Annotated in this window: 15 protein-coding genes; 7 read left to right on the plus strand and 8 right to left on the minus strand. The window is 43.1% G+C overall.

Annotated features, from left to right (window positions below):
- Positions 1 to 204: 204 nt before the first annotated feature.
- Both WDM69_RS02205 and WDM69_RS02210 read left to right on the plus strand, forming a co-directional pair.
- Positions 205 to 1788 (plus strand): peptide chain release factor 3, encoded by a 1584-nt coding sequence (locus WDM69_RS02205; protein ID WP_078307129.1) that lies wholly within the window; start codon positions 205 to 207, stop codon positions 1786 to 1788.
- A 97-nt stretch (positions 1789 to 1885) separates the two neighbouring features.
- Entirely contained in the window at positions 1886 to 3139 is a 1254-nt protein-coding gene (locus WDM69_RS02210; RefSeq protein ID WP_338755598.1) for a multidrug effflux MFS transporter, read from the plus strand.
- Positions 3140 to 3236: 97 nt separating this feature from the next.
- Here the strand turns inward: WDM69_RS02210 and WDM69_RS02215 are convergent, their stop codons facing one another.
- From WDM69_RS02215 to rlmH, 4 genes are all read right to left on the minus strand, one after another.
- Entirely contained in the window at positions 3237 to 4076 is an 840-nt protein-coding gene (locus tag WDM69_RS02215) for a DODA-type extradiol aromatic ring-opening family dioxygenase (protein WP_240494883.1), read from the minus strand.
- 603 nt (positions 4077 to 4679) lie between these two features.
- Entirely contained in the window at positions 4680 to 5846 is a 1167-nt protein-coding gene (locus WDM69_RS02220; RefSeq protein WP_338755599.1) for an RNA-guided endonuclease InsQ/TnpB family protein, read from the minus strand.
- Positions 5843 to 6457 carry an IS607 family transposase gene (locus WDM69_RS02225; RefSeq protein ID WP_338755600.1) on the minus strand — a complete coding sequence of 205 codons (615 nt, stop codon included), beginning with the start codon at positions 6455 to 6457 and terminating at the stop codon, positions 5843 to 5845. The genes WDM69_RS02220 and WDM69_RS02225 overlap by 4 nt, the downstream gene beginning before the upstream one ends.
- 43 nt (positions 6458 to 6500) lie before the next feature.
- A complete protein-coding gene (gene rlmH / locus WDM69_RS02230) occupies positions 6501 to 6989 on the minus strand; it encodes a 23S rRNA (pseudouridine(1915)-N(3))-methyltransferase RlmH (protein WP_078307141.1) in 489 nt (162 codons plus the stop codon).
- A gap of 407 nt (positions 6990 to 7396) precedes the next feature.
- Here rlmH and WDM69_RS02235 point away from each other — a divergent pair, with 407 nt between their 5' ends.
- A complete protein-coding gene (locus tag WDM69_RS02235; protein ID WP_338755601.1) occupies positions 7397 to 8329 on the plus strand; it encodes a substrate-binding periplasmic protein in 933 nt (310 codons plus the stop codon).
- A 145-nt stretch (positions 8330 to 8474) separates the two neighbouring features.
- On the opposite strand, the gene WDM69_RS02240 is transcribed toward WDM69_RS02235, so the two are convergent.
- A complete protein-coding gene (locus tag WDM69_RS02240; RefSeq protein WP_338755602.1) occupies positions 8475 to 9527 on the minus strand; it encodes a metallophosphoesterase in 1053 nt (350 codons plus the stop codon).
- 272 nt (positions 9528 to 9799) lie between these two features.
- On the opposite strand from WDM69_RS02240, the gene glyS reads away from it, so the two are divergent.
- Positions 9800 to 11866: a glycine--tRNA ligase subunit beta gene (gene glyS / locus WDM69_RS02245; RefSeq protein WP_338755603.1), complete on the plus strand. Its 2067-nt coding sequence runs from the start codon at positions 9800 to 9802 to the stop codon at positions 11864 to 11866.
- An 82-nt stretch (positions 11867 to 11948) separates the two neighbouring features.
- The gene (locus WDM69_RS02250) at positions 11949 to 12581 is read left to right on the plus strand and encodes a hypothetical protein (protein WP_338755604.1); all 633 of its coding nucleotides are present in this window, start codon (positions 11949 to 11951) and stop codon (positions 12579 to 12581) included.
- 124 nt (positions 12582 to 12705) lie between these two features.
- Here WDM69_RS02250 and WDM69_RS02255 read toward each other — a convergent pair whose 3' ends face one another.
- Positions 12706 to 14529 (minus strand): acyl-CoA dehydrogenase C-terminal domain-containing protein, encoded by a 1824-nt coding sequence (locus tag WDM69_RS02255; RefSeq protein ID WP_338755605.1) that lies wholly within the window; start codon positions 14527 to 14529, stop codon positions 12706 to 12708.
- Positions 14530 to 14650: 121 nt separating this feature from the next.
- Entirely contained in the window at positions 14651 to 15532 is an 882-nt protein-coding gene (gene aroE / locus WDM69_RS02260) for a shikimate dehydrogenase (RefSeq protein WP_338755855.1), read from the minus strand.
- Positions 15533 to 15723: 191 nt separating this feature from the next.
- On the opposite strand from aroE, the gene WDM69_RS02265 reads away from it, so the two are divergent.
- The gene (locus WDM69_RS02265; RefSeq protein ID WP_338755606.1) at positions 15724 to 16365 is read left to right on the plus strand and encodes a hypothetical protein; all 642 of its coding nucleotides are present in this window, start codon (positions 15724 to 15726) and stop codon (positions 16363 to 16365) included.
- Between the two features lie 77 nt (positions 16366 to 16442).
- Positions 16443 to 17435, plus strand: a complete 993-nt coding sequence (locus WDM69_RS02270) for an aminotransferase class IV (RefSeq protein WP_078307155.1) — start codon at positions 16443 to 16445, stop codon at positions 17433 to 17435.
- An 80-nt stretch (positions 17436 to 17515) separates the two neighbouring features.
- On the opposite strand, the gene polA is transcribed toward WDM69_RS02270, so the two are convergent.
- On the minus strand, positions 17516 to 20470 hold the full coding sequence (gene polA / locus WDM69_RS02275) for a DNA polymerase I (protein WP_422393269.1): 2955 nt from the start codon (positions 20468 to 20470) through the stop codon (positions 17516 to 17518).
- Between the last annotated feature and the right edge of the window lie 56 nt (positions 20471 to 20526).

Genomic DNA, 20526 nt, shown 5'->3' on the forward strand with positions numbered 1-20526 from the left:
CTGGTTGCTGGTTGCTGGTTGCTGGTTGCATGGCGAATGTCATTATTTTTTAAGCAGACAAAACTGTCATGATATAATAAGTAACATGATTTGAGTGTGCATCTATTTTTTTATTTTTTGGCGTGTACCTATTTTGGCGTGTATCATTAGCAATATGGTGTACATGTTGACAATACTGGTAATAGGGTAATAAAAGGGCTTAAATTGAAATCACATCTAAATGAAATCAAGGCTAGAAGAACATTTGCCATCATTTCGCACCCCGATGCGGGTAAAACCACCATGACCGAAAAACTGCTGTTATGGGGGCAGGCCATTCAAGTGGCAGGCGAGGTCAAATCTCGCAAATCTGACCGCCATGCCACCAGTGACTGGATGAGCATGGAGCAAGAACGTGGCATTTCCATCACCACTTCCGTGATGCAATTCCCTTATAAAGACCATGTGATTAATCTATTAGACACGCCTGGACACGCTGATTTTAGTGAAGACACTTATCGCACGCTCACTGCTGTGGACAGTGCTTTGATGGTGATTGATGGGGCAAAAGGCGTGGAAGAACGCACCATCAAACTGATGGACGTGTGCCGAATGCGTGATACACCCATCATCTCATTTGTCAATAAACTTGACCGAGAAATCCGTGATCCGCTTGAGCTGCTTGACGAAATTGAAACGGTTTTAAACATCAAGTGTGTCCCCATCACCTGGCCTGTGGGTATGGGGCAAGACTTTGTTGGCGTGTATCATTTGACCGAAAATAAGACTTACTTTTATCAAAAAGGGCATGGTGGTGAGATTGTGGACATCGAAGTGCGAGACGGCTACGATTATCCAGATGTCAGACAACGTTTGGGGAATCTGATGTTCACTGCCTTTGAAGAGTCGCTTGAATTGGTACAACTGGCACTAGAAAATTTTGATGTCAATGCCTTTTTAACAGGAGAAATAACGCCTGTGTTGTTTGGTACGGCATTAGGTAACTTTGGCGTTAACATGGTGTTAGATGTGTTAATCGAACATGCCCCCGCTCCCAAAGACCACCCCACCAAAGAGCGTGTGGTATCTGCCACCGAAAGCGACTTTACTGGATTTGTGTTTAAAATCCAAGCCAACATGGACCCTCGCCACCGTGACCGCATTGCTTTTTTAAGGGTTTGCTCAGGTAAATACGAAAAAGGCATGAAAATGAATCACGTTCGTATTGGCAAAGAGGTGCGTATCTCTGATGCGTTGACCTTTTTGGCAGGCGACCGTGAAGCCCTAGAAGAAGCCTACCCCGGTGACATCATTGGTTTGCATAACCATGGCACGATACAGATTGGTGATAGCTTCACCTCTGGTGAAAAGCTTAATTTTACGGGCATTCCACACTTTGCACCAGAGCTGTTCCGCCGTGTGGTGCTAAAAGACCCGCTCAAGTCTAAAGCTCTACAAAAAGGCTTGCAACAGCTGTCTGAAGAAGGAGCAACACAAGTATTTATGCCTCAAATCAACAATGATTTGATATTGGGGGCAGTTGGGGTATTGCAATTTGATGTGGTTGCTCATCGTTTAAAAGAAGAGTATAAGGTACAATGCAGTTTTGAGCCTGTATCCATTGCCACTGTGCGTTGGATACATTGCAATGACCCTGTTGTGCTTGCCAAATTTAAGAAAAAAGCCCATGACCAGTTATCGATTGATGGTGGTGGCTATTTGACCTATCTTGCCCCCAGCCGTGTCAATCTACAACTGATGCAAGAGCGGTATCCTGAAGTGGAATTTCGGGCGACTCGGGAGCATTGATTTTGTATTCAATAGTCGTCTCATCTATGGTCGTGTCATCTGAGGCAATGCTTGCACAGCAAACACAATAAACACCAAAAAATACAATAAATACCAAATGACCAACCAAACCCAGCAGTCATCAACTGACAGCCCCCACACATCTATCAACACACCTAGCCCCACCTTTGCCAAGCTATGGGTGATGATGTTGGGGATAATGGTTGCCATTGGTCCTTTATCAATTGACATGTATTTACCAGCCTTACCAGCAATGGCAGATGACTTTGGTGTGTCAACCGCTTTTATTGCCAATTCTGTGCCAGCGTATTTTGTGGGATTGGTGTTTGGACAACTATTTTATGGATCGTTTAGCGACCGAGTTGGGCGAGTATTGCCATTATACATTGGCATGACTTTATTTGTGTTGGCAACCTTGGTTTGTGTGACCACAAGCAGTGAGTATGTGCTGTTTATTGCTCGCACCATGCAAGCTTTGGGGGCATGTGTAACGTCGGTGGTTACTCGAGCTGCCATTCGTGATGTGATGAGCCCAAAACAGATGGCAAAGGCATTTTCTTTGATGGTGTTGGTGATGGGCATTGCTCCGATTTTGGCCCCATCTTTGGGAGCGGTATTTTTGCGGTTTTTTGATTGGCATGCCATTTTTTGGTTTTTACTTGCATTTGGGGTACTCAATTTGCTCTTAACCAAGTTGTTTTTTAAAGAGACCTTACCGCCAGAATACCGTAACCATCATTCTATTAAGCAAGTGTTTAAGCAGTATTGGGAACTGTTGACCGATAAGCGGTTTAGCCTGCCTGCCATTGGCGGTGGTCTGTTGATGGGGTCGATGTTTGTGTATATTAGCTCAGCATCAGAGTTGTTGATGGAAAGCTATGGGCTGTCTGAGTCCACGTTTAGTGTGGTTTTTGGGGCGAATGCAGCAGGCTATATTGCCTTGACTCAACTCAATCAATGGCTGACCAACCATTTTCGCTTGGTGAGTATTTTGCGTTTTGGGGCAATGCAACAGGTCATCGCTTCTGCTGGGCTAATGTTGCTTGGTTTGACCATGGGGACAACGGCGTGGTTGCCTTTGGTGTTGGTGTGCATTTTTATGTGCATTTCTGGGCTTGGTTTGACTCAGCCCAACGCTGGGGCAATTTCGTTGGCGTTTCAAAAACATCGAGCTGGTATGGCAAGTGCGTTGCAAGGGGCATTGATGTTTAGTGTGGGGATATTTGGTGGATTTTTGCTGAATTTACTGCCCATCAATCCTGTGGCAAAGCTTGGCATGACGATGTTTGTGCTGATGTTAATTGGCACGGTATTGGTATGGAATATTAACCCAAAGTTAAGTTTGAATTAACATTAAGCTTGGAATAAGAGGCTTAGAATAAAGTGATTAAGAATAAGATGGCTAAGCGGTGCTGTGCATTTTGGGATTTGTCGTGCCATTAAAACCCCTAATCAAACCGATAAATGTCCATACCCAAACTATGATGTATCATGCTTTCATGCACCACTGACACTCGTTGCCCTGCTCCTAAAGCAAAAAATAACGGCAATAAATGTTCATCGCTTGGGTGTACTTGTTGATAATCCGTAAACGTCTGCCAGTCCAATGCACTTGCGATGTCGGTCTTAAGCTGGCGTAATAGCCATACTTTAAAGTCTTTGGCGAGTTTGTCTTCGGTGTCCGCTTGCCATCGTAAATGACTTAGATTGTGGGTGATACTGCCTGAACCGATTAGCAAGATTTGTAAATGACGCAAACCTGATAGCATCGCCCCAAGCTTATAGCAGGCATGAGAATCAAAGTGTGTGGGCAGTGATAATTGTACCACAGGCACGTCCGCTTGCGGGTATAGGTGCAACAAAGGCACCCAAACCCCATGGTCAAAAGGCCGCAAAGGGTTGGTACTGACCTTTGTGTTGGCGTGTGTTTTATCCTTTTGCTCATCAGAATCACTGGCAAACACGTCCCCATATTCTGCCAACACACCTGCCAGCTCATCGCTGAGCGTCTCTGCTAAGGCTTGTGCCCCTTTGGCAGGGTAGTTTATCTGATAAAGTGAGCGGTCAAACCCACTAAAATCATGCCAAGTGGCAGGGCTGGGGTTGTTGTTAATCTCCAGTTTGGGCGATTGCCAATGTGCTGACATGATGATAATGGCGACAGGCTTAGGTAGGTTTTGCCCCATTCGTGCCAATGCGTGGGTGGTGGCAGATTGCTCGGTTGCCAATGTTGGAGCACCATGCGAGATAAATACCGCTGGTAAGGAGGTCAGACTGCTGACATCAATGGCGTGTGGCTGTTGTTCGGTGAGCGATGTGGACAATGTGGCTAACGCATCATTTGCTTCATCATTTGGCTCACCGTTTCGTTTGCCGTCTGGCTCACTGACCGTGTTGCTTGCGTGTAGGGTCTTTAACACCGCTGAGCTGATACGCCTTTGTATCAGCTTACTGATGCCAAGTGGGGTGGATTTATCGCTGTTGTGCTTCATGCCATTGCCTTTTGAATTGATTATCAATATTGGCCAAACACCACATCAGTTGGTAAACGAGATTTTGCCAATTCGGCATTAAAATCATCATCAGTGGCATGGCGACCGTCTTGGGTTTCTTGCTCAATCACCGCTGTGATGTGTGGTCATTGGCAACTTGCTTTTTACCTTACCTATATCATCGTCAGCGACGATAAAATGCCACGGTTGCAACTTTGTGTGATATTTTGCTCAACGTTTTATGTGATGTCAATTCCGTTCTGAAAAACCTACCTAAACCTACTTAATAGCAAATTTAGCGTTTTCTTTCTACTTCACCGTTGTCTGCTCTCGCCATTGGGCTAAAGTCTTACATCAACTCCATAGACTGACACGGTGGAACTCACCGCCTTTTAACGACTAAATTGTCGTTAAAATTTTTGTGGCATGATTTAAAATATTAACACTGGCGTTAATGTCCCTGTCGTGCATTGTGTTGCAACTTGGGCATTGCCAATTTCTGATGTTAAGTGGCAACTCGTCTACTTTGTGATTACAACAGTGGCAGGTCTTGCTTGATGGATAAAACCTGTCCAATTCTTTGATGCTCTTGCCCCATTGGTTGGCTTTATAAATCAGTTGCCGTTTAAATTCATAAAATCCCAAATCATGGATAGACCTTGCAAGCTTGCGATTTTTAACCATGCCTTTAACGTTAAGGTTTTCAAGGCAAATCATGTCAAATTGCTTGACAATGTTTGTGGTAAGCTTATGCAAATAGTCCTTGCGAATGCAGGCAATCTTATAGTGTAGCCGTGATGGCTTGGTTTTCACTTTTTCACGATTTTTAGAGCCTTTTTGTTTTCTTGATAAAGATTTTGACAATCTTTGCAGTTTTTTAAGTTTGTTTTTAAGTGGTTTTGGGGCTTTGATTTTTGTACTATCTGAAAGCGTGGCAAGGCTTGTAATGCCCAAATCAATGCCAACGGATTTATTTGTTTTGGGTAAAGGCTTGGTTGTTTCTGACAATTCAACCGCAATACTCACAAACCATTTACCGCCCTTTGTAAAGACTTTGGCGGATAGGATTTTGCCATTGTATCTTAGATGTTCGGTCATTCTAACCAAGCCCAGATTGGGGATTTGAATGTGTGGTTTGTTATTTTTACTTTTAAGTTTAAATTGGTCGTTGGAAAGAGAAAAGCGGTCATTGACGCCTTTCTTTCTAAATTGGGGGTATTTGCTTTCACCCTTAAAAAAGCGTTTAAAGGCATCGCTTAGCTGCATAATAGCAAGTTGTGGGGAGCATTTGGTAACTTCTAGCATAAAGGGGAATTGTTCATGCTTAATGGCATTAAGCTGTTTTCTTAGTTTGCCTTGTGTGGGTTTATGAAGTTTGGTTTCGTCAATGGTTATGCCTTTTGCTTGACATTCATCACGGTAGTTTTTGTCTTGTTCATATTGCTTTTTCCATTCTGCCAACGCCCAATTATAGGCAAATCTTGCAACGCCACATGCTTTTTTGAAATATGTTGCTTGGGCGTTGTTAGGTTTTAGCTCAATGATGTGTCCACGAATAACCGTCATTCCAATGCTACCTTAACGGCTTCAAGCAGTTTTTTATTCTTTTTACTTCGTGAGCCATATGGTCTTGCTGAAAATACCGTGATGATTTCTAGCACATCTTGGGCTAATTCTTCTTCAAAGTATGGGTTTTCGCCTTGGTTGATGATGATAACTTCAACGTTTCTTGCTTCACAGATAGCAAAGACAAGTTCTGCACCAAAGCGTAATAGGCGGTCTTTATGGGTTAAAACCAATCTGCCAATTTTATTGTTTAATAGGTCGTCAAGCAGTTGTTTAAGTCCTTTTTTGTGGTAGTTCATGCCAGAACCTAAATCATTGATGATCTCATAAGTCCAGCCTTGTTTGGTACAGTAGAGTTCTAAAACTTGGATTTGACGCTCTAAATCGTCCTTTTGGTCGTGGCTTGATACACGTGCATAGGCAATGGTTTTTCGGTCTTTGTTGCCTATGCCATGCAGTAGGTTTGGGTTGATTTTACTAATATCGTAACGTCTGTGTCCTTTAGGTGTTCTTTGGGCAACAAGCACACCACTTTCGTCCCATCTGCGTAATGTTGAGATGGACACGCCAAGTTGTTTGGAAGCTTCGTTGATACTAATTAATCTATTCATTTGGATATTATAAGATAGATTTAGTTAGATTTCAAGAAACAGTTCAATTCCCTCGATGGTACGGGTGGTTGTGATTGATGCTCATGGCACGGTACAGTTGTTCCATTAACACTACTCGCACCATTGGGTGTGGCAAAGTGAGATGAGACAAAGACCATTTAAAATCCGCTTGGGCAAGCACCTCTGGCGACACACCGTCCGCCCCGCCAATCACCAAAGCGATGTCGTTACCGTCTTGCATGGCGGTTGCCAGTTTGCTGGCTAAGTGTTCTGTTGACAGCATCGTTCCTTTGATATCCAACACCCACAGTTTTTCTTGGCTGGCTTGGGCGTGTGTGTTTAAAATCGCTTCACCTTCAGCTTGGCGATATTGAACCACATTTGCCAAAGACGGATTTTTGTGGCGTTTGGCAGCAGCTAGTTCAATTAGCTCCGTGCTGAGCATGGGTTGTATGCGTTTGTGGTATTCTTTAAAACCAGTTTCTACCCAGTTGGGCATTTTTTGTCCGATGCTGATGATGCGTATTCTCATGGTTGATGCTCCTTTTTTTGTCTGTCTTATGTTATCTGTTTCATCTCTGTTGTTTTATCTTATCTTATCTTATCTGTTTTAATATCTGAAGTGATAAAACCATCATATTCAATCACATGCAATCTTGGCATTGGCGGTCTTGTTTAGCATGGCTTTTCTTGCTACTTTTCTTTATACTGTGCCAAGACAGGCTGGACTGTTGATGTATGGTGTGATTGGCATTTCACCATGATATCATGTGCTGGCCTGTCTTTTTTTGGACTTACTTCTTGATACGTGTTTGGGTAAAATGGCAAAATTCATCATTATTCATCAATATAATGGCATTATCGTATGCCTATTTTATTCAGTAAAATACTCATAATTAAGAAAAGTAATGAATTTAACAATAAATATCAAGGTGCAATATGAATTATTCTTCACTTCTCAATGTGTTAAGCAGCCGTGTTTTAACAAAAAGTGCTTTCAGCAAATCCTTATTTACCAAATGCTCAGTCAAGCCATTATCTTTGTTGTTTGCAACCGCCAGCCTGTTATCAGGGTGTGGTGGTTCGCCTGCTGGTGGTTCTGAAAATGTTTCTGGAAGTGGCTCTGGCGAGACGCAAACGCATGCTTCACCTGATTTGACCGATGACCCAAATAATGCCAATACCACTGATGCTTCTGGCACAGACGCCACTTATAAAGTTTATACCGATACTGATGGTATACCCTTTACCTACCGTGATGAAAGCGGACAACCAGTAGGGTTTGACATTGATGTGATGAATGCCATTGCCCAAGATCAGCACTTTGCTGTTACCTATGACATATTGCCATGGCCATTGATATTGCCAAGCATGGCTGAAGGCAAAGCGGACATTGCCATTGCCCATATCAGTGCTTCCCCAGAACGTCAAAAAACTCATAATTTTTCTAACCCCTATTATGTCTCATACCAAGCAGCCCTAACCAAACCTGAGCTTGCCAATATCACGTCTTTTAAAGACTTAAAAGGTCATCGGGTGGAAGTGATGGCAGGAACAATACAAGAAGAAGAAATGCAACAGATGGGCATTGCCACCACAAATAAAGACATGGTGTTTCCGCTAATCAAAAGCTTGGTTAATGATCAAACCGATGCGGTGGTGCATGACAGTGGCATTTTGCAATATTATCAACAGCAACAAGCGGATAAAAATTTTGCCTTAATGATAGATAAAGAGTTTGGTGATGACCCTTATGGCATTGTGGTAAAAAAAGACAACACAGCACTGCTAAATCAAATCAATCAGGGGCTGGCCAACATTCGTCAAAATGGCAAATATCAGCAAATTGAGCAAAAATGGTTTGGGCAATAACGGTGTTTGGTTTCTGTTTGATTTAGATTGTTTTAGGTCATGTTAGGGCGTGTCTTTGATTTGGCTCATGAAGTCTTGTTGTGCCAAGCTTGATTTTGCTAAATGAGTGACATGCTTTTACCTTTATTAACGTGTGTTTTGTTTATCAGTCCTGCCGATATTGCACAAAATTATCTGCTGATAATGGCAATGGATTGTCCGTGTCAAACTGATAACACGTCAAATGCCCTGTCTTACTTGCTGCTGAATAATCCACACACACCACTTGCTTACTTAACGGCTTGGGTGTGCCAGTCAACCAATAATGCCCAACAAACACAGGCTTATCCGTCTTTAACCCAAATTCGATGGGTGGGCTAATCGCATCAATGGGAATGCTGGCTAAGGCGAAGTTAGGGGCGTGAGCTATCTGATGAATGGGGCGGTTGTTAAGTTCATCTAGCCACCATTTGACTCGCACATTGTGGCGTTTGCCACCGTCTTTATCCAGCAGATACAAGCCATCAGGCAGGGGCGTTTCTACCCCTTTTAGCACACGCTCTAGGGCATCGTATTGTATTGAGTTTTTTTGTCCTGTCAGTTGTAAGGCATGTGGGGTAAGGCGGTTGTCATTGGTCAATAGCGGTGCTAATACCGCCATGCTGTCGGTATCCCAACACGCATGAACAAAGCAGGCGTGTGGTGTCTCAAGCCATAGAGGTAGCTCATAAAAACGAGACAGCCAATAAGCGTGAGCATCTGAGCCAAACGGCACTTCTGCCAAAAATGCTTGATGCTGACGACGATGCACGTCCGAATGTGAGCGTAAATAACCCCCATCGTGATTGTCAATGTTGTTGGCATTGAAAGCATTGAAAGCATTGTTGGCATTGTCAGCATGGTGAATTTGGTTTTTGGTGGCGTAGGCAAGGGCATTGTATTCATGATTGCCGATGACGATGTCCGCCACCCCCGCATCTTTCATGGCAAAGGCAATCTGTAGCGTTGTTACTTCTTGTTTACCCCTATCAATCAAATCACCAATAAAGACAGCATGATGACCCACGGGTGGTTGATAATAGGGGGTGGTGATGCCATTTTGTTCATCATTTTGTTCATCATTTTGCTCATAAAAATGTTGCTGATAGCCAAGTTTGCCAAGCAGTCCTATCAGCTTATTGGCTTGTCCGTGTACATCACCAATGATGTCATAAATCATAATCGTTCCTAAAAACGTGGCTGTTTTATCTATGTGTTTATTCGCTGTTTTGGGGCATCATCATCTTAGCATGTTTTTTAACTCAGGTGATTGACAAACTTGGTGATTAACAAACTTGCTTAAGCCAATAAGCAAACAAAACATCAGCAGATTTTTATCATGGTTTTGTTATAATAAAATCAACCGCAATCAAAGAAAGCCAAAAAAGCCCAATAAAAAGCAAAGCCACAAAAGTAAAGCCATAAAAGTAATGAAAAGGATAAATGACCACCATGACCACGATTTTATTTGAACTTGGCACAGAAGAATTGCCACCCAAAAACCTAAGACAACTGCGTGATGCGTTAAATGACAATGTCAGCCAAGCGTTGGCTGAAGCCAATATCAGTTTTGACAACATCAAAAGTTATGCTGCCCCACGCCGTCTTGCCCTACAAATCCATGGCATCAGCAACAAACAACCCGACCGAGTGGAACAAAAACGAGGCCCAGCTGTCAAGGGTGCGTTTGACTCAGATGGCAACCCCACCAAAGCCGCCCAAGGGTTTGCCCAAGGCTTAGGCATTGATGTCAATGACCTTATCATCATCAACACCGATAAAGGCGACTATGTCGGCCATGAATTACAGGTGCAAGGTCAAGCCACCAACGACCTATTACCCACCATATTACAAAAAGCCTTAGATGACCTGCCCATAGCCAAGCGTATGCGTTCAGCAGACAGCCGTGATGAATTTGTCCGTCCTGTGCAGTGGGTGGTATTAATGGCAGATGACAAAGTCATTGATGCCATCATTCAAGGACACCCAACTGGCAATCAAACCCGTGGGCATCGTTTTCATGCTCCTGAATGTGTGGCGATTGACCACGCTGATAATTATGAAGCAATTTTGGATAATGCCTTTGTCAAAGCTGACTTTGACCAACGTCAAGCTGACATTAAAAACCAAGTACAACACCTTGCCGATGAAGTGAATGCGATGCCCATCGTACCACCAGACTTGCTTGATGAGGTTACCGCCCTTGTGGATTTACCTGTTGCCATGAGAGCCAGTTTTGAGAAGCGATTTTTGGCAGTACCACAAGAAGCACTAATCAGCACCATGCAAGCTGACCAAAAATATTTTTGCCTAACCGATAAAGATGGCAAACTACAGCCTTATTTTATCTTTATCAGTAACATTGATAGCAAAGACAAATCACAAGTCATCGCAGGCAACGAAAAAGTGGTGCGCCCACGCCTTGCTGATGCTGAATTTTTCTTTTTACAAGACCAAAAACAACCCTTATTTGCCCTGACTGAAAATCTAAAAAACCGAGTATTTCAAGAAAAACTTGGCACAATTTGGGAAAAATCTGAACGCATTGCCAAACTTTGTGCCTTTATTGCCAATCAAATCGGCGCTAATGTAGAATATGCTACTCGAGCAGGCATCTTATCCAAATGCGATTTGGCAAGCACATTGGTGGGTGAATTTCCTGAATTACAAGGGGTGGCAGGCACTTATTACGCTCACTTAAATAACGAGCCTAAAGCGGTGGCAGATGCCATCAAAGAGCAATATTTGCCAAAATTTAGTGGCGATGACCTGCCCACGACTGACATTGGCACAGCATTGGCATTGGCTGACCGCATTGATACTTTGGTAGGTATTTTTGCCATTGGGCAAGCCCCAACAGGCTCAAAAGACCCGTTTAGTTTACGGCGAGCGTCCATCGGTATTTTGCGAATTTTAATTGAAAAAAAGTTACCGCTCAATTTGGTGATATTAATTGAGCAAGCCCTAAAAAATTATGGTAATAAAATTGACAATCTGGGCAAAACGTTCACTGATGTGATGGACTTTATCAATGCTCGCTACCGTGCAATGTATGAAGACCAAGGTGTGGCGGCGGATACCATTCAATCAGTACAAGCGATAAATCCGCACATGCCATTGGATTTTGACGAGCGTATCCGTGCTGTGCAGGCGTTTCGTCGTTTGCCCCAAGCACAAAGCTTGGCACAAGCCAACAAACGGGTGGGCAACATCTTAGCCAAGGTTGATGGCAACATTAGCCAAACGGTTGATAAAAATCTGCTCACCGAATCTGCAGAAAAAGAGCTTTTTAAAGCGACACAAAACGCCCAAACAGCGACCAAACCGTTACAAGAAAATGCTGATTATCAAGGCATTTTAACCGCTTTAGCCAATCTTGCTGAGCCATTGACCGCATTTTTTGATACAGTCATGGTCAATACCGATGAGGTGAGTTTAAAAAACAATCGTTTAGCCTTGCTTAAACAGGTGAGAAATCTGTTTTTGAGTGTGGCAGACATTGGTGAATTGCAGATTTGATATGTTGATTGTTAATGTATTTAGGATTTGATATGGTAAATTGTGGTTTCTAAACATTTTAAACATTTAATAAAGGAATGCTATGAATATTTTAAAACTAATGATGGCTTCATCTGTCCTTATCATAAGCAACCATGCGAATGCTGGTTTTTTTGATGAGGTAAACAAAGCACTTGGGGCGGTTAATCAAGTATTAAATACAGTCAATACGACGACAGGTAATGTTAATCAAGTATTAAATACAGTCAATACGACGACAGGTAATCATGATACGTCAGGTAACGTGATGACAATGAGCAGTTCTGCCATTGCTTCCCCAACCGAGTCTCAATTAGCAAGCATTGCCAATAATTTAACAATTCATACTGGAGATATAAAATTAGATAATGCGATTCTTGGTGCAAAGCACAATATTTCTCAGGTTCTATTGGTCGCTTCATGCCAAGTACAAGGTTATGATTTGGCAGCAGGTGATGCTTTATCACCCAATCATGGTGTTAATCATTCCATCATTCCCTTTATGGTGGGTGAGCCAAAAGATCAATGTTTGACGGTGAATAATGTCGGTGGTTGGCGTTTAGATGGAGAAAATACGTTGAAATTCAGTGCGGTATTTAGCTCTAATGCCACAGGAAAACCTGAGACAAGGCATTTCACCATGAAAAATGAATATGGTAAATGGTTACTTGTTTCAATATCACTTACCAAATCATAAGCCATGGCAAACAACCCCCATCAATCCAAAACCATAAAAACCCCAAGCCAACGCTTGGGGTTTTTATGTGATTGTGCCAACACAAGAATGTGCCAACACAATCCATTATTCATCATAAAACCCATTATTCATCATAAAACGAATAATTGTCAATTTCCATGTCGGTCATGGATTGGCTTGGGGCAACCATGCTCTCTGCTAACCCTGACGTGCGTGGCAAGATTTTATCAAAATAGAACTCTGCTGTTTGGATTTTGGCTTTATAGAACTCAGCAGATTCACTGCCACCATTTTCTAGCTTGTCATATGCCACGGCCGCCATGCGAGCCCAATGATAGCCCATCATCACATAACCAACATACATCAAATAGTCTTCGCTGGCAGCTGAGATGATTTCACGGTCTTTGCGTGCCATTAACATGATACGCACGGTTAGGGTATTCCACTCAGCACATAGCTTGGTCAACGCCCAAACAAACTTACGCATGTCTTTATCTAAGGCATATTCGCCACACCACTTCATGATGCCTGCTGTGTAATCACGCACCACCTTGCCTTTGGATTGCAAGATGACCTTACGCCCCAATAAATCAAGTGCCTGCACGCCTGTTGTGCCTTCATAAAGGGTGGCAATTCGTGCATCACGGGCAATCAGTTCCATGCCCCATTCTTTGATGTAGCCATGACCGCCATAGACCTGTTGACCATGTTTGGCAGCTTCAATACCAAGTTCGGTTAAAAAGCCCTTGATAACAGGGGTAAAAAAGCCCAATTTATCGTCCCATTTGTGAAACTCTTTGTCATTGCCTGTGGCGATGCCTTCAGCCATTTTATCACCATAGCGAGCAACGTGATAAATCATTGAGCGACCGCCTTCGGCAAAGGCTTTCATGGTGAGTAACATGCGCGCGACATCAGCATGATAGATGATGGCATCGGCAGGTTTATTGGCTTCTTTCGTGCCAGATAATGCACGCATCGAGCGACGTTCTTTGGCATAGGGTAGGGCATTTTGGAACGCAAGTTCACAATGTGCCAAGCCTTGAATGCCTGTGCCAATGCGAGCGGTGTTCATGAAAGTGAACATGGCTTTTAGTCCTTTGTGAGGCTCACCAATCAAAAAACCGATGGCGTTATCAAAGTTCAACACACAAGTGGCAGATGAGCTAATGCCCATTTTATGTTCGATTGAGCCACAAGTAACGCCGTTACGCTCACCAATCTCACCGTTTTCATCTGGCAAAAACTTTGGCACAATAAACAATGAGATGCCTTTGGTGCCTTCAGGGGCATTGGGCAAGCGTGCCAATACGATGTGAATGATGTTCTCGGTCAGGTCATGCTCACCACTGGAGATGAAAATTTTAGTGCCATTGAGTGTGTATGAGCCGTCTTTGTTGGGGTCAGCTTTGGTTTTGACTTGTCCCAAATCTGTGCCACACTGTGGCTCAGTCAAGCACATAGTGCCAGCCCAAGTGCCATCAACCAGTTTGGGCAGATACACGTCTTTTTGTTCTTGAGTGCCATATTGCATGATGGTGTTGATACAGCCTGTGGACAGCCCAGGATACATTGCCCAAGGCCAGTTGGCAGTACCCATCATTTCAGACTTGATTAAGTTTAATGACATGGGTAGGTTCATACCACCATATTCTTCAGGATAAGACAGCCCTTGCCAGCCACCTTCAACAAACTGATTATATGCTTCTTTAAAGCCTTTTGGTGTGGTTACCTCACCTTCTTTAAAATGACAGCCTTCTTCATCAGCAGGCTGATAAAGAGGGGACAGCACAGTTTCGGTGAAGTCTGCCAAGCCCTGTAAAATCATATCCACAGTTTCGGGGTCAGCATTATCGCCATTTCTTAAGGTCTTAAAGTGTGAGGGATAATCAAACACATCATTTAGCAAAAATTTGATGTCACGCAAGGGGGCTTTATAAGTCAGCATGGAATTTCCTTATGTATGTAAATTGATAAGCAGGCATAACCAACTTCAGTATAACCAAAAGATTTTTATAAACCTATTAATAATAAAATTATTTCATATAATTGTATTATTTTAATAACTTTTATTTATAAATTTGGCTCGTATCAATAGATTTACCAGTCCACTGTTTAAAGCTTAACGCTGCCTGCCCAATCAACATGCCCATGCCATCACTGGTGTCTGCTCCTAATGCGTCAAAGTGTTGCAAAAATGGCAATTCTCGCCCATACATCAAATCATAAGCATGCTGACAACGAAGATGCTCTGATAAAGGCAAACGAGAATCTGATAACCCCACCGAGGTGGCGTTGATGATGAGATGATAATGCCCCGTCAGTGCATCAATGGCACAAGCAGATAATGACGCTTGAGCAAACAAATATTTGATGTCATTGGGCATCTGTTTGGCTTTTGAATGCAAATCACAAATGAGCTGTTTGGCTTTATCCACGGTGCGATTGGCGATGTCAATATGATGAATGCCTGCTGACAGCAAGGGTAAAATGATGCCACGAGTCGCCCCACCTGCCCCAATGATGGCAACTTTTTTACTGGCAAAATGGTTGCTGTTAGAATTGTTATTGGTAGAATTGGTTGAACTCAGCCAGCCAAGTTGATGCAAATGATTGACCAAACCGTTACCATCGGTGTTATGCCCAACCAAAACGCCATCTTGTTGATACAAGGTATTGACCGCTTGTGCCAGTTCAGCTTGTGCGGTCAGTCTGCCTGTTTGTTGGCACAGCTGATGGGCAGTTTGTTTAAAGGGAACGGTAACATTTGCCCCAATACCACCCCCAGCAAAAAACGCCCCCACCACAGCAGTAAAGGCATTGGCATCATTGGGGCAGTACTGTCGTTGATAGCAGATATCTAAGCCCACTTGCTTGGCAAACGCATGATGAATTTGGGGCGATTTACTGTGACTGATGGGATTGCCAATGACAATGAAATGTAAGGGCATGATGGGTGATGTTCCTATTGCTAAAAGCCAATCTAAAAACTGGTCAAAACTGACAAAAAAAAGTAAACTTAACGAAATGCTCATAAACATATTCATTAATAAACTTAGCCAACTCAATAAACTTAATAAACTTAGCCAACTGAAGTTTTTTACTCAAAGAGTGCTTATATATGCCAGCCTTGCATAACTTAATGACTTTTTTAGTCGCATCGTCTTTGTCGTTTACTGTGTTAATGGGGCTTGGGGGTTGTCAACAAAAAAGCAGTGAACAAGTGGTGGCAGACACATCTGCCAATTCTGCTGATACTGACAAATCTGTGGATAAAGTCAAGTTAAAAAACACCCAAAACAACGCCATTACCCAAAGCACCACCATCAATTATGATACCCCATCATGGGGCGGTGGTGATGTCAAACGCATTGCCCTTAGCGACACAGACGCCATTTTTTCAGTGTTGGGCAAGCCTAAAGACATTGACGAAAATAGTCTTGATTTTGACAGCAGTCCTGCCACCAAATACCGCCATATGGCAAACGATGAACCATATCTGGACATCGTGGATTCTGCCAATTACTTTGAAATTGACTGGTACTATGCCAACCCCAACGACAGCGACAGCGAGAAAAAAACCAGCATCAGCCATGCCAAAAAAGCGTATTTACTCGCTCGGCATGTGATGGGCGACCAAGGGGGCAATTTGGTGAAGCAAATGCTCAGCGGACAGACCATCAAAGATAAAGACGTCAGCGGTGTCAAAGTGGCGTTGGCAAAATGCCAATTTTATAGCTGTATGCTGGTGCTAGATAAACGAAACAGCTCATCATCAAAATAGTTGATTATAAAACCAGCATTGCTATTTGACACTTTAACACTCAAAAAACACTCAAAATCAAAACTAATCTCAATTTCATGACCATGACCATTCGCACGCAGGATTATTCCCAAAAATTACTGGCAGAACGTGGTTTTGCCTATGCGGACGGATTTTTTAGCACCATGGGGGTATGTCAAGGGCAAATTTTATGGGCTATCCATCATCGTCAGCGTCTGCTTAGTCATGCGATGGCATTATCACTGACTCTTGATGTGCCAATGCTGATGCAACAACTGATTGAGCGCGCTCTTGGTTTGGGTGATGGCATCATCAAGGTGGTGGTTAGTCGTGTATCACAGCCTGTTCGTGGCTATGGTTGGATAAATGGCGACAGTGTGGTGGACATTACAGAAACCAAAACCGCAATTTTTACCCAAACCAACAATTTACAGCAAAATTTTATTAATCAGTTGTTGGTTGATAAATTAATGGCAGGTCAATCGTTGAGCTTTGATGACTTACCTAAACAGCCCACAGGTGATGCCATGTGTATTCACCAACAAATAGCCTGTCTGCCTAAGCCACTGGTGGGATTAAAATCACTTAACCGTTTAGATAGCGTATTGGTTACAGGTGAATTAGAAAGGTACAGACAAAAACAACCAACATTGGTAGAGGGATTGGTGCAAGATGTGATGGGTAACTGGGTAGAAGGGGTGATGAGTAATGTGTTTTATCAATTGGCTGAGCCGATATCGCAAATTGACAAACAGCAATCTGATAATCAGCCACAGCATAAAATAAATGCTAACTTAAATTCCAAAAACAATGTCAGAACAAACATTAAATTAAATCATGCTCATTGGCATACTCCCCCAATCATTCAATCTGGTGTGTCAGGAGTGATGCGACAAGTGGTTATGGATACGTTGCAATCGCAAGGGAAAAAGGTCAATGAACGTAGGCTTACCAATGCCGACTTGGCTAATTTATCTGCTTTATTTTTTTGTAATGCCGTGCGTGGGATTATCCCCATTGCACGGCTATACATTGATGGGCGGTGGTATGAGCTAAGAGTAAATTACTAGAACATGTCATTAGCACTAAATCTACCGCTTTTGGCATGTATGAATAATCAATATTGTCTTGTGATTGATAAGGGCTTAAGCTAATGAGCTTCGTCCCAATTCTTACCCATTCCCATTTCTACCAATAATGGCACTGTAAAATCAATGTCCCAACCTAAGGTTTTGGCGGTATCAGACAACACATTTTGCATGGCAATTTTGATGGCACTGGCAAATTCATCTGCCTTGTTGGTATCCACTTCAAATACCAACTCATCATGCACTTGTAGCAACATCTTGGCATGATTGGCATAACCATCTTTGATAATGGCATCGACCGCAATCATGGCAAGCTTAATGATATCAGCGGCACTGCCTTGTAAAGGGGCATTGATGGCACCTCGCTCAGCGGCTTGTTTTATCATACGATTTTTGTGATAAATGTCTGGGGTGTATAGCTTTCGCCCTAAAATTGTCTTCACATAGCCGTTATCATAAGCGTAGGCTCGGGTGTTTTGCATATAATCTTTAACAGCAGGATAACGGGTAAAATACACATCAATATACTCTTGGGATTCGACTCGGCTCATGGACAACTGCTTAGCAAGTCCAAAAGCACTCATGCCATACAGCAAACCAAAATTAATTGCCTTGGCATTACGGCGTTCAGTGGCAGTGACTTCATTCACCGTTTTACCCAGTACGTCAGCAGCGGTGGCAGTGTGAATGTCTAAGTTTTTGTTAAAGGCGCGAGTAAGATTGGCATCAGCAGAAAAATGAGCCATTAATCGCAACTCAATTTGAGAATAATCCGCTGCCATAATCAAGCGGTTAGCAGGTGCGATAAACGCTTGGCGTATAAGTCTTCCTGTCTTGGTGCGTATGGGAATGTTTTGTAAATTTGGATTGGTAGATGACAGTCGCCCTGTGCTGGTCAATGCTTGATGATAGCTGGTATGCACTCGTTGGCTGTCAGCATCTGCCACCGTTGCTAGGGCATCGGTGTAAGTATTTTTCAGTTTGGCAAGACTACGGTATTCCAGTACCACGTCTGCTAATGGGTGGTCAATGGTGGATAAGATGGCTTCTGAGGTGGAATATTGTCCTGATTTGGTCTTTTTATGACCACTGATGCCCAATTTTTCAAATAAAATTTCCCCCAGTTGTTTGGGAGATGCCAGATTGAACGCTTCACCAGCCAGCTTATGCCCCTGTTTTTCTAACACAGCAATCTCTTCATCAAAACGAGCAGACAGTTTGGTTAAAAAATCAATGTCTAATAAAATGCCATCTGATTCCATTTGCGTTAGGATTTGGGCGATGGGAATTTCAAGCTGATGTAATAGGCGTTGGTTGTTGTCATCATCTTTTAGTGTTTGGGTAAACAATTCAAATAACTGATAGGTTACGTCAGCATCTTCACAAGCATAGCGACTGGCGATGTCAATGGCAACCTTATCAAAGCTGACCTGTTTTGCCCCTTTACCTGCCACGTCTTCATAACTGATGGTTTGGGTGTGTAGATAGTGCCGTGCCAAGTTATCCATGCCATGGTGAGTGGCAACTGCGTTGATGACATAGCTGGCAAGCATGGTATCAAATTGCCAATTATCAAAGTTGATGTTTAAGTTGATGCCATGATTTGACAGCACATGAGCGTCATATTTTAGGTGTTGCCCAATTTTGCCGATGGCAGGGTTTTGTAAAATTGGTGTTAGCTTTGCTAATACTTGCTCACGGTTGAGCTGTTTATTGGTGAGTGGGTCATCTTGATGGCAGTGAGCCAATGGCACATAATAGGCTTCATGAGATTGCAGTGCAAAGGATAACCCAACAATCTTGGCATGTTGCCAATCCAAATCGGTGGTCTCAGTATCAATAACAAACTGCTTGGCAGTGCTAAGCCGCTTAACCAAAGCATCAAATGCAGAGTCGTCCAGTATGATGTGCCATGCTTTATCCTGTGATGGGCTGGCTTTACTGGATTTGACATCATTGATGACGGTGTTTGTGAGTGTGTTGGCTTGATTTGGGTTTTTTTGTGTTTGGATATGATGGCGGTTGGCAGGGTGGTGTGGGTGTCCAAGTGATGCCAACTCACCTTTAAACTCAAGCTCACCATAAAGCTGTCTTAGCTCATCAACGTGAGCGGTGGGGTCGGTATTAATGACCAAGTCATTCCAATCCAATCCTATCGGTAAATCGGTAACGATGGTTGCTAACTGGCGGTTTATGGGAATGTCATCGGCATATTCGACCAAATTTTTACCCACTCGTCCTTTGATGTTGGTAACATTTTGTAAGATGCGGTCTAAACTGTTGTGTTCATTAAGCAGTTTTTTAGCGGTTTTTTCACCAATTCCAGGTATGCCTTTAATGCCATCTGAACGATCACCCATTAAGGTCAAATAGTCTATCATTTGTCGTGGCTCAACGCCAAACTTCTCTTTTACCCCAGCGACATCGGTGATTTTTCCAGTAAAGCTGTCTTCTAGCAACACGCAGTCATTGACCAGTTGAGCCATGTCCTTATCCCCTGTGGAGATGATGACATGATGCCCTTCTTGACAAGCACGATGGGTCAGTGTGCCAATGATGTCATCGGCTTCTGCTCCTTCGATGTGAATCAGTGGAATTCCTAACGCTTGAATAAGGCGATGAATGTAGGGGATTTGCTCAGCAAGTTCGCTGTCCATAGATGGGCGGTTGGCTTTATAATCAGAAGACAGCTTGTGGCGAAACGTGGGTGATTTGCTGTCAAATGCCACTGCCATGTGTGTGGGGTGATGATGACGCATCAGCTTGTTGAGTGCATTTAATGTGCCTTTGATGGCGTTGGTATGTAAACCTTTGCTGGTGGTCATCGGTGGCAGGGCATGATAAGTACGAAACAGATAATAAGAGCCATCAACCAACACAAAAGGTGGCTGTTCTTTATTAATGTGTGTGGTGTCCATGATTGCCACATTGGGCATGTCATTTAACTGATGCAGGTGGGCTGAAGAAAGTTGGGTCAGATTCATGGCAGAATGGTTGGTCATGGTGTTGTTGGTCATGGTCATGTGGTGTCAAATAACAGAAAATGAAAAAACTAACAAAAAAACGATAAAAG

The organism is Lwoffella lincolnii (assembly GCF_037201985.1).
In the GTDB taxonomy this organism is placed as follows: domain Bacteria; phylum Pseudomonadota; class Gammaproteobacteria; order Pseudomonadales; family Moraxellaceae; genus Psychrobacter; species Psychrobacter lincolnii.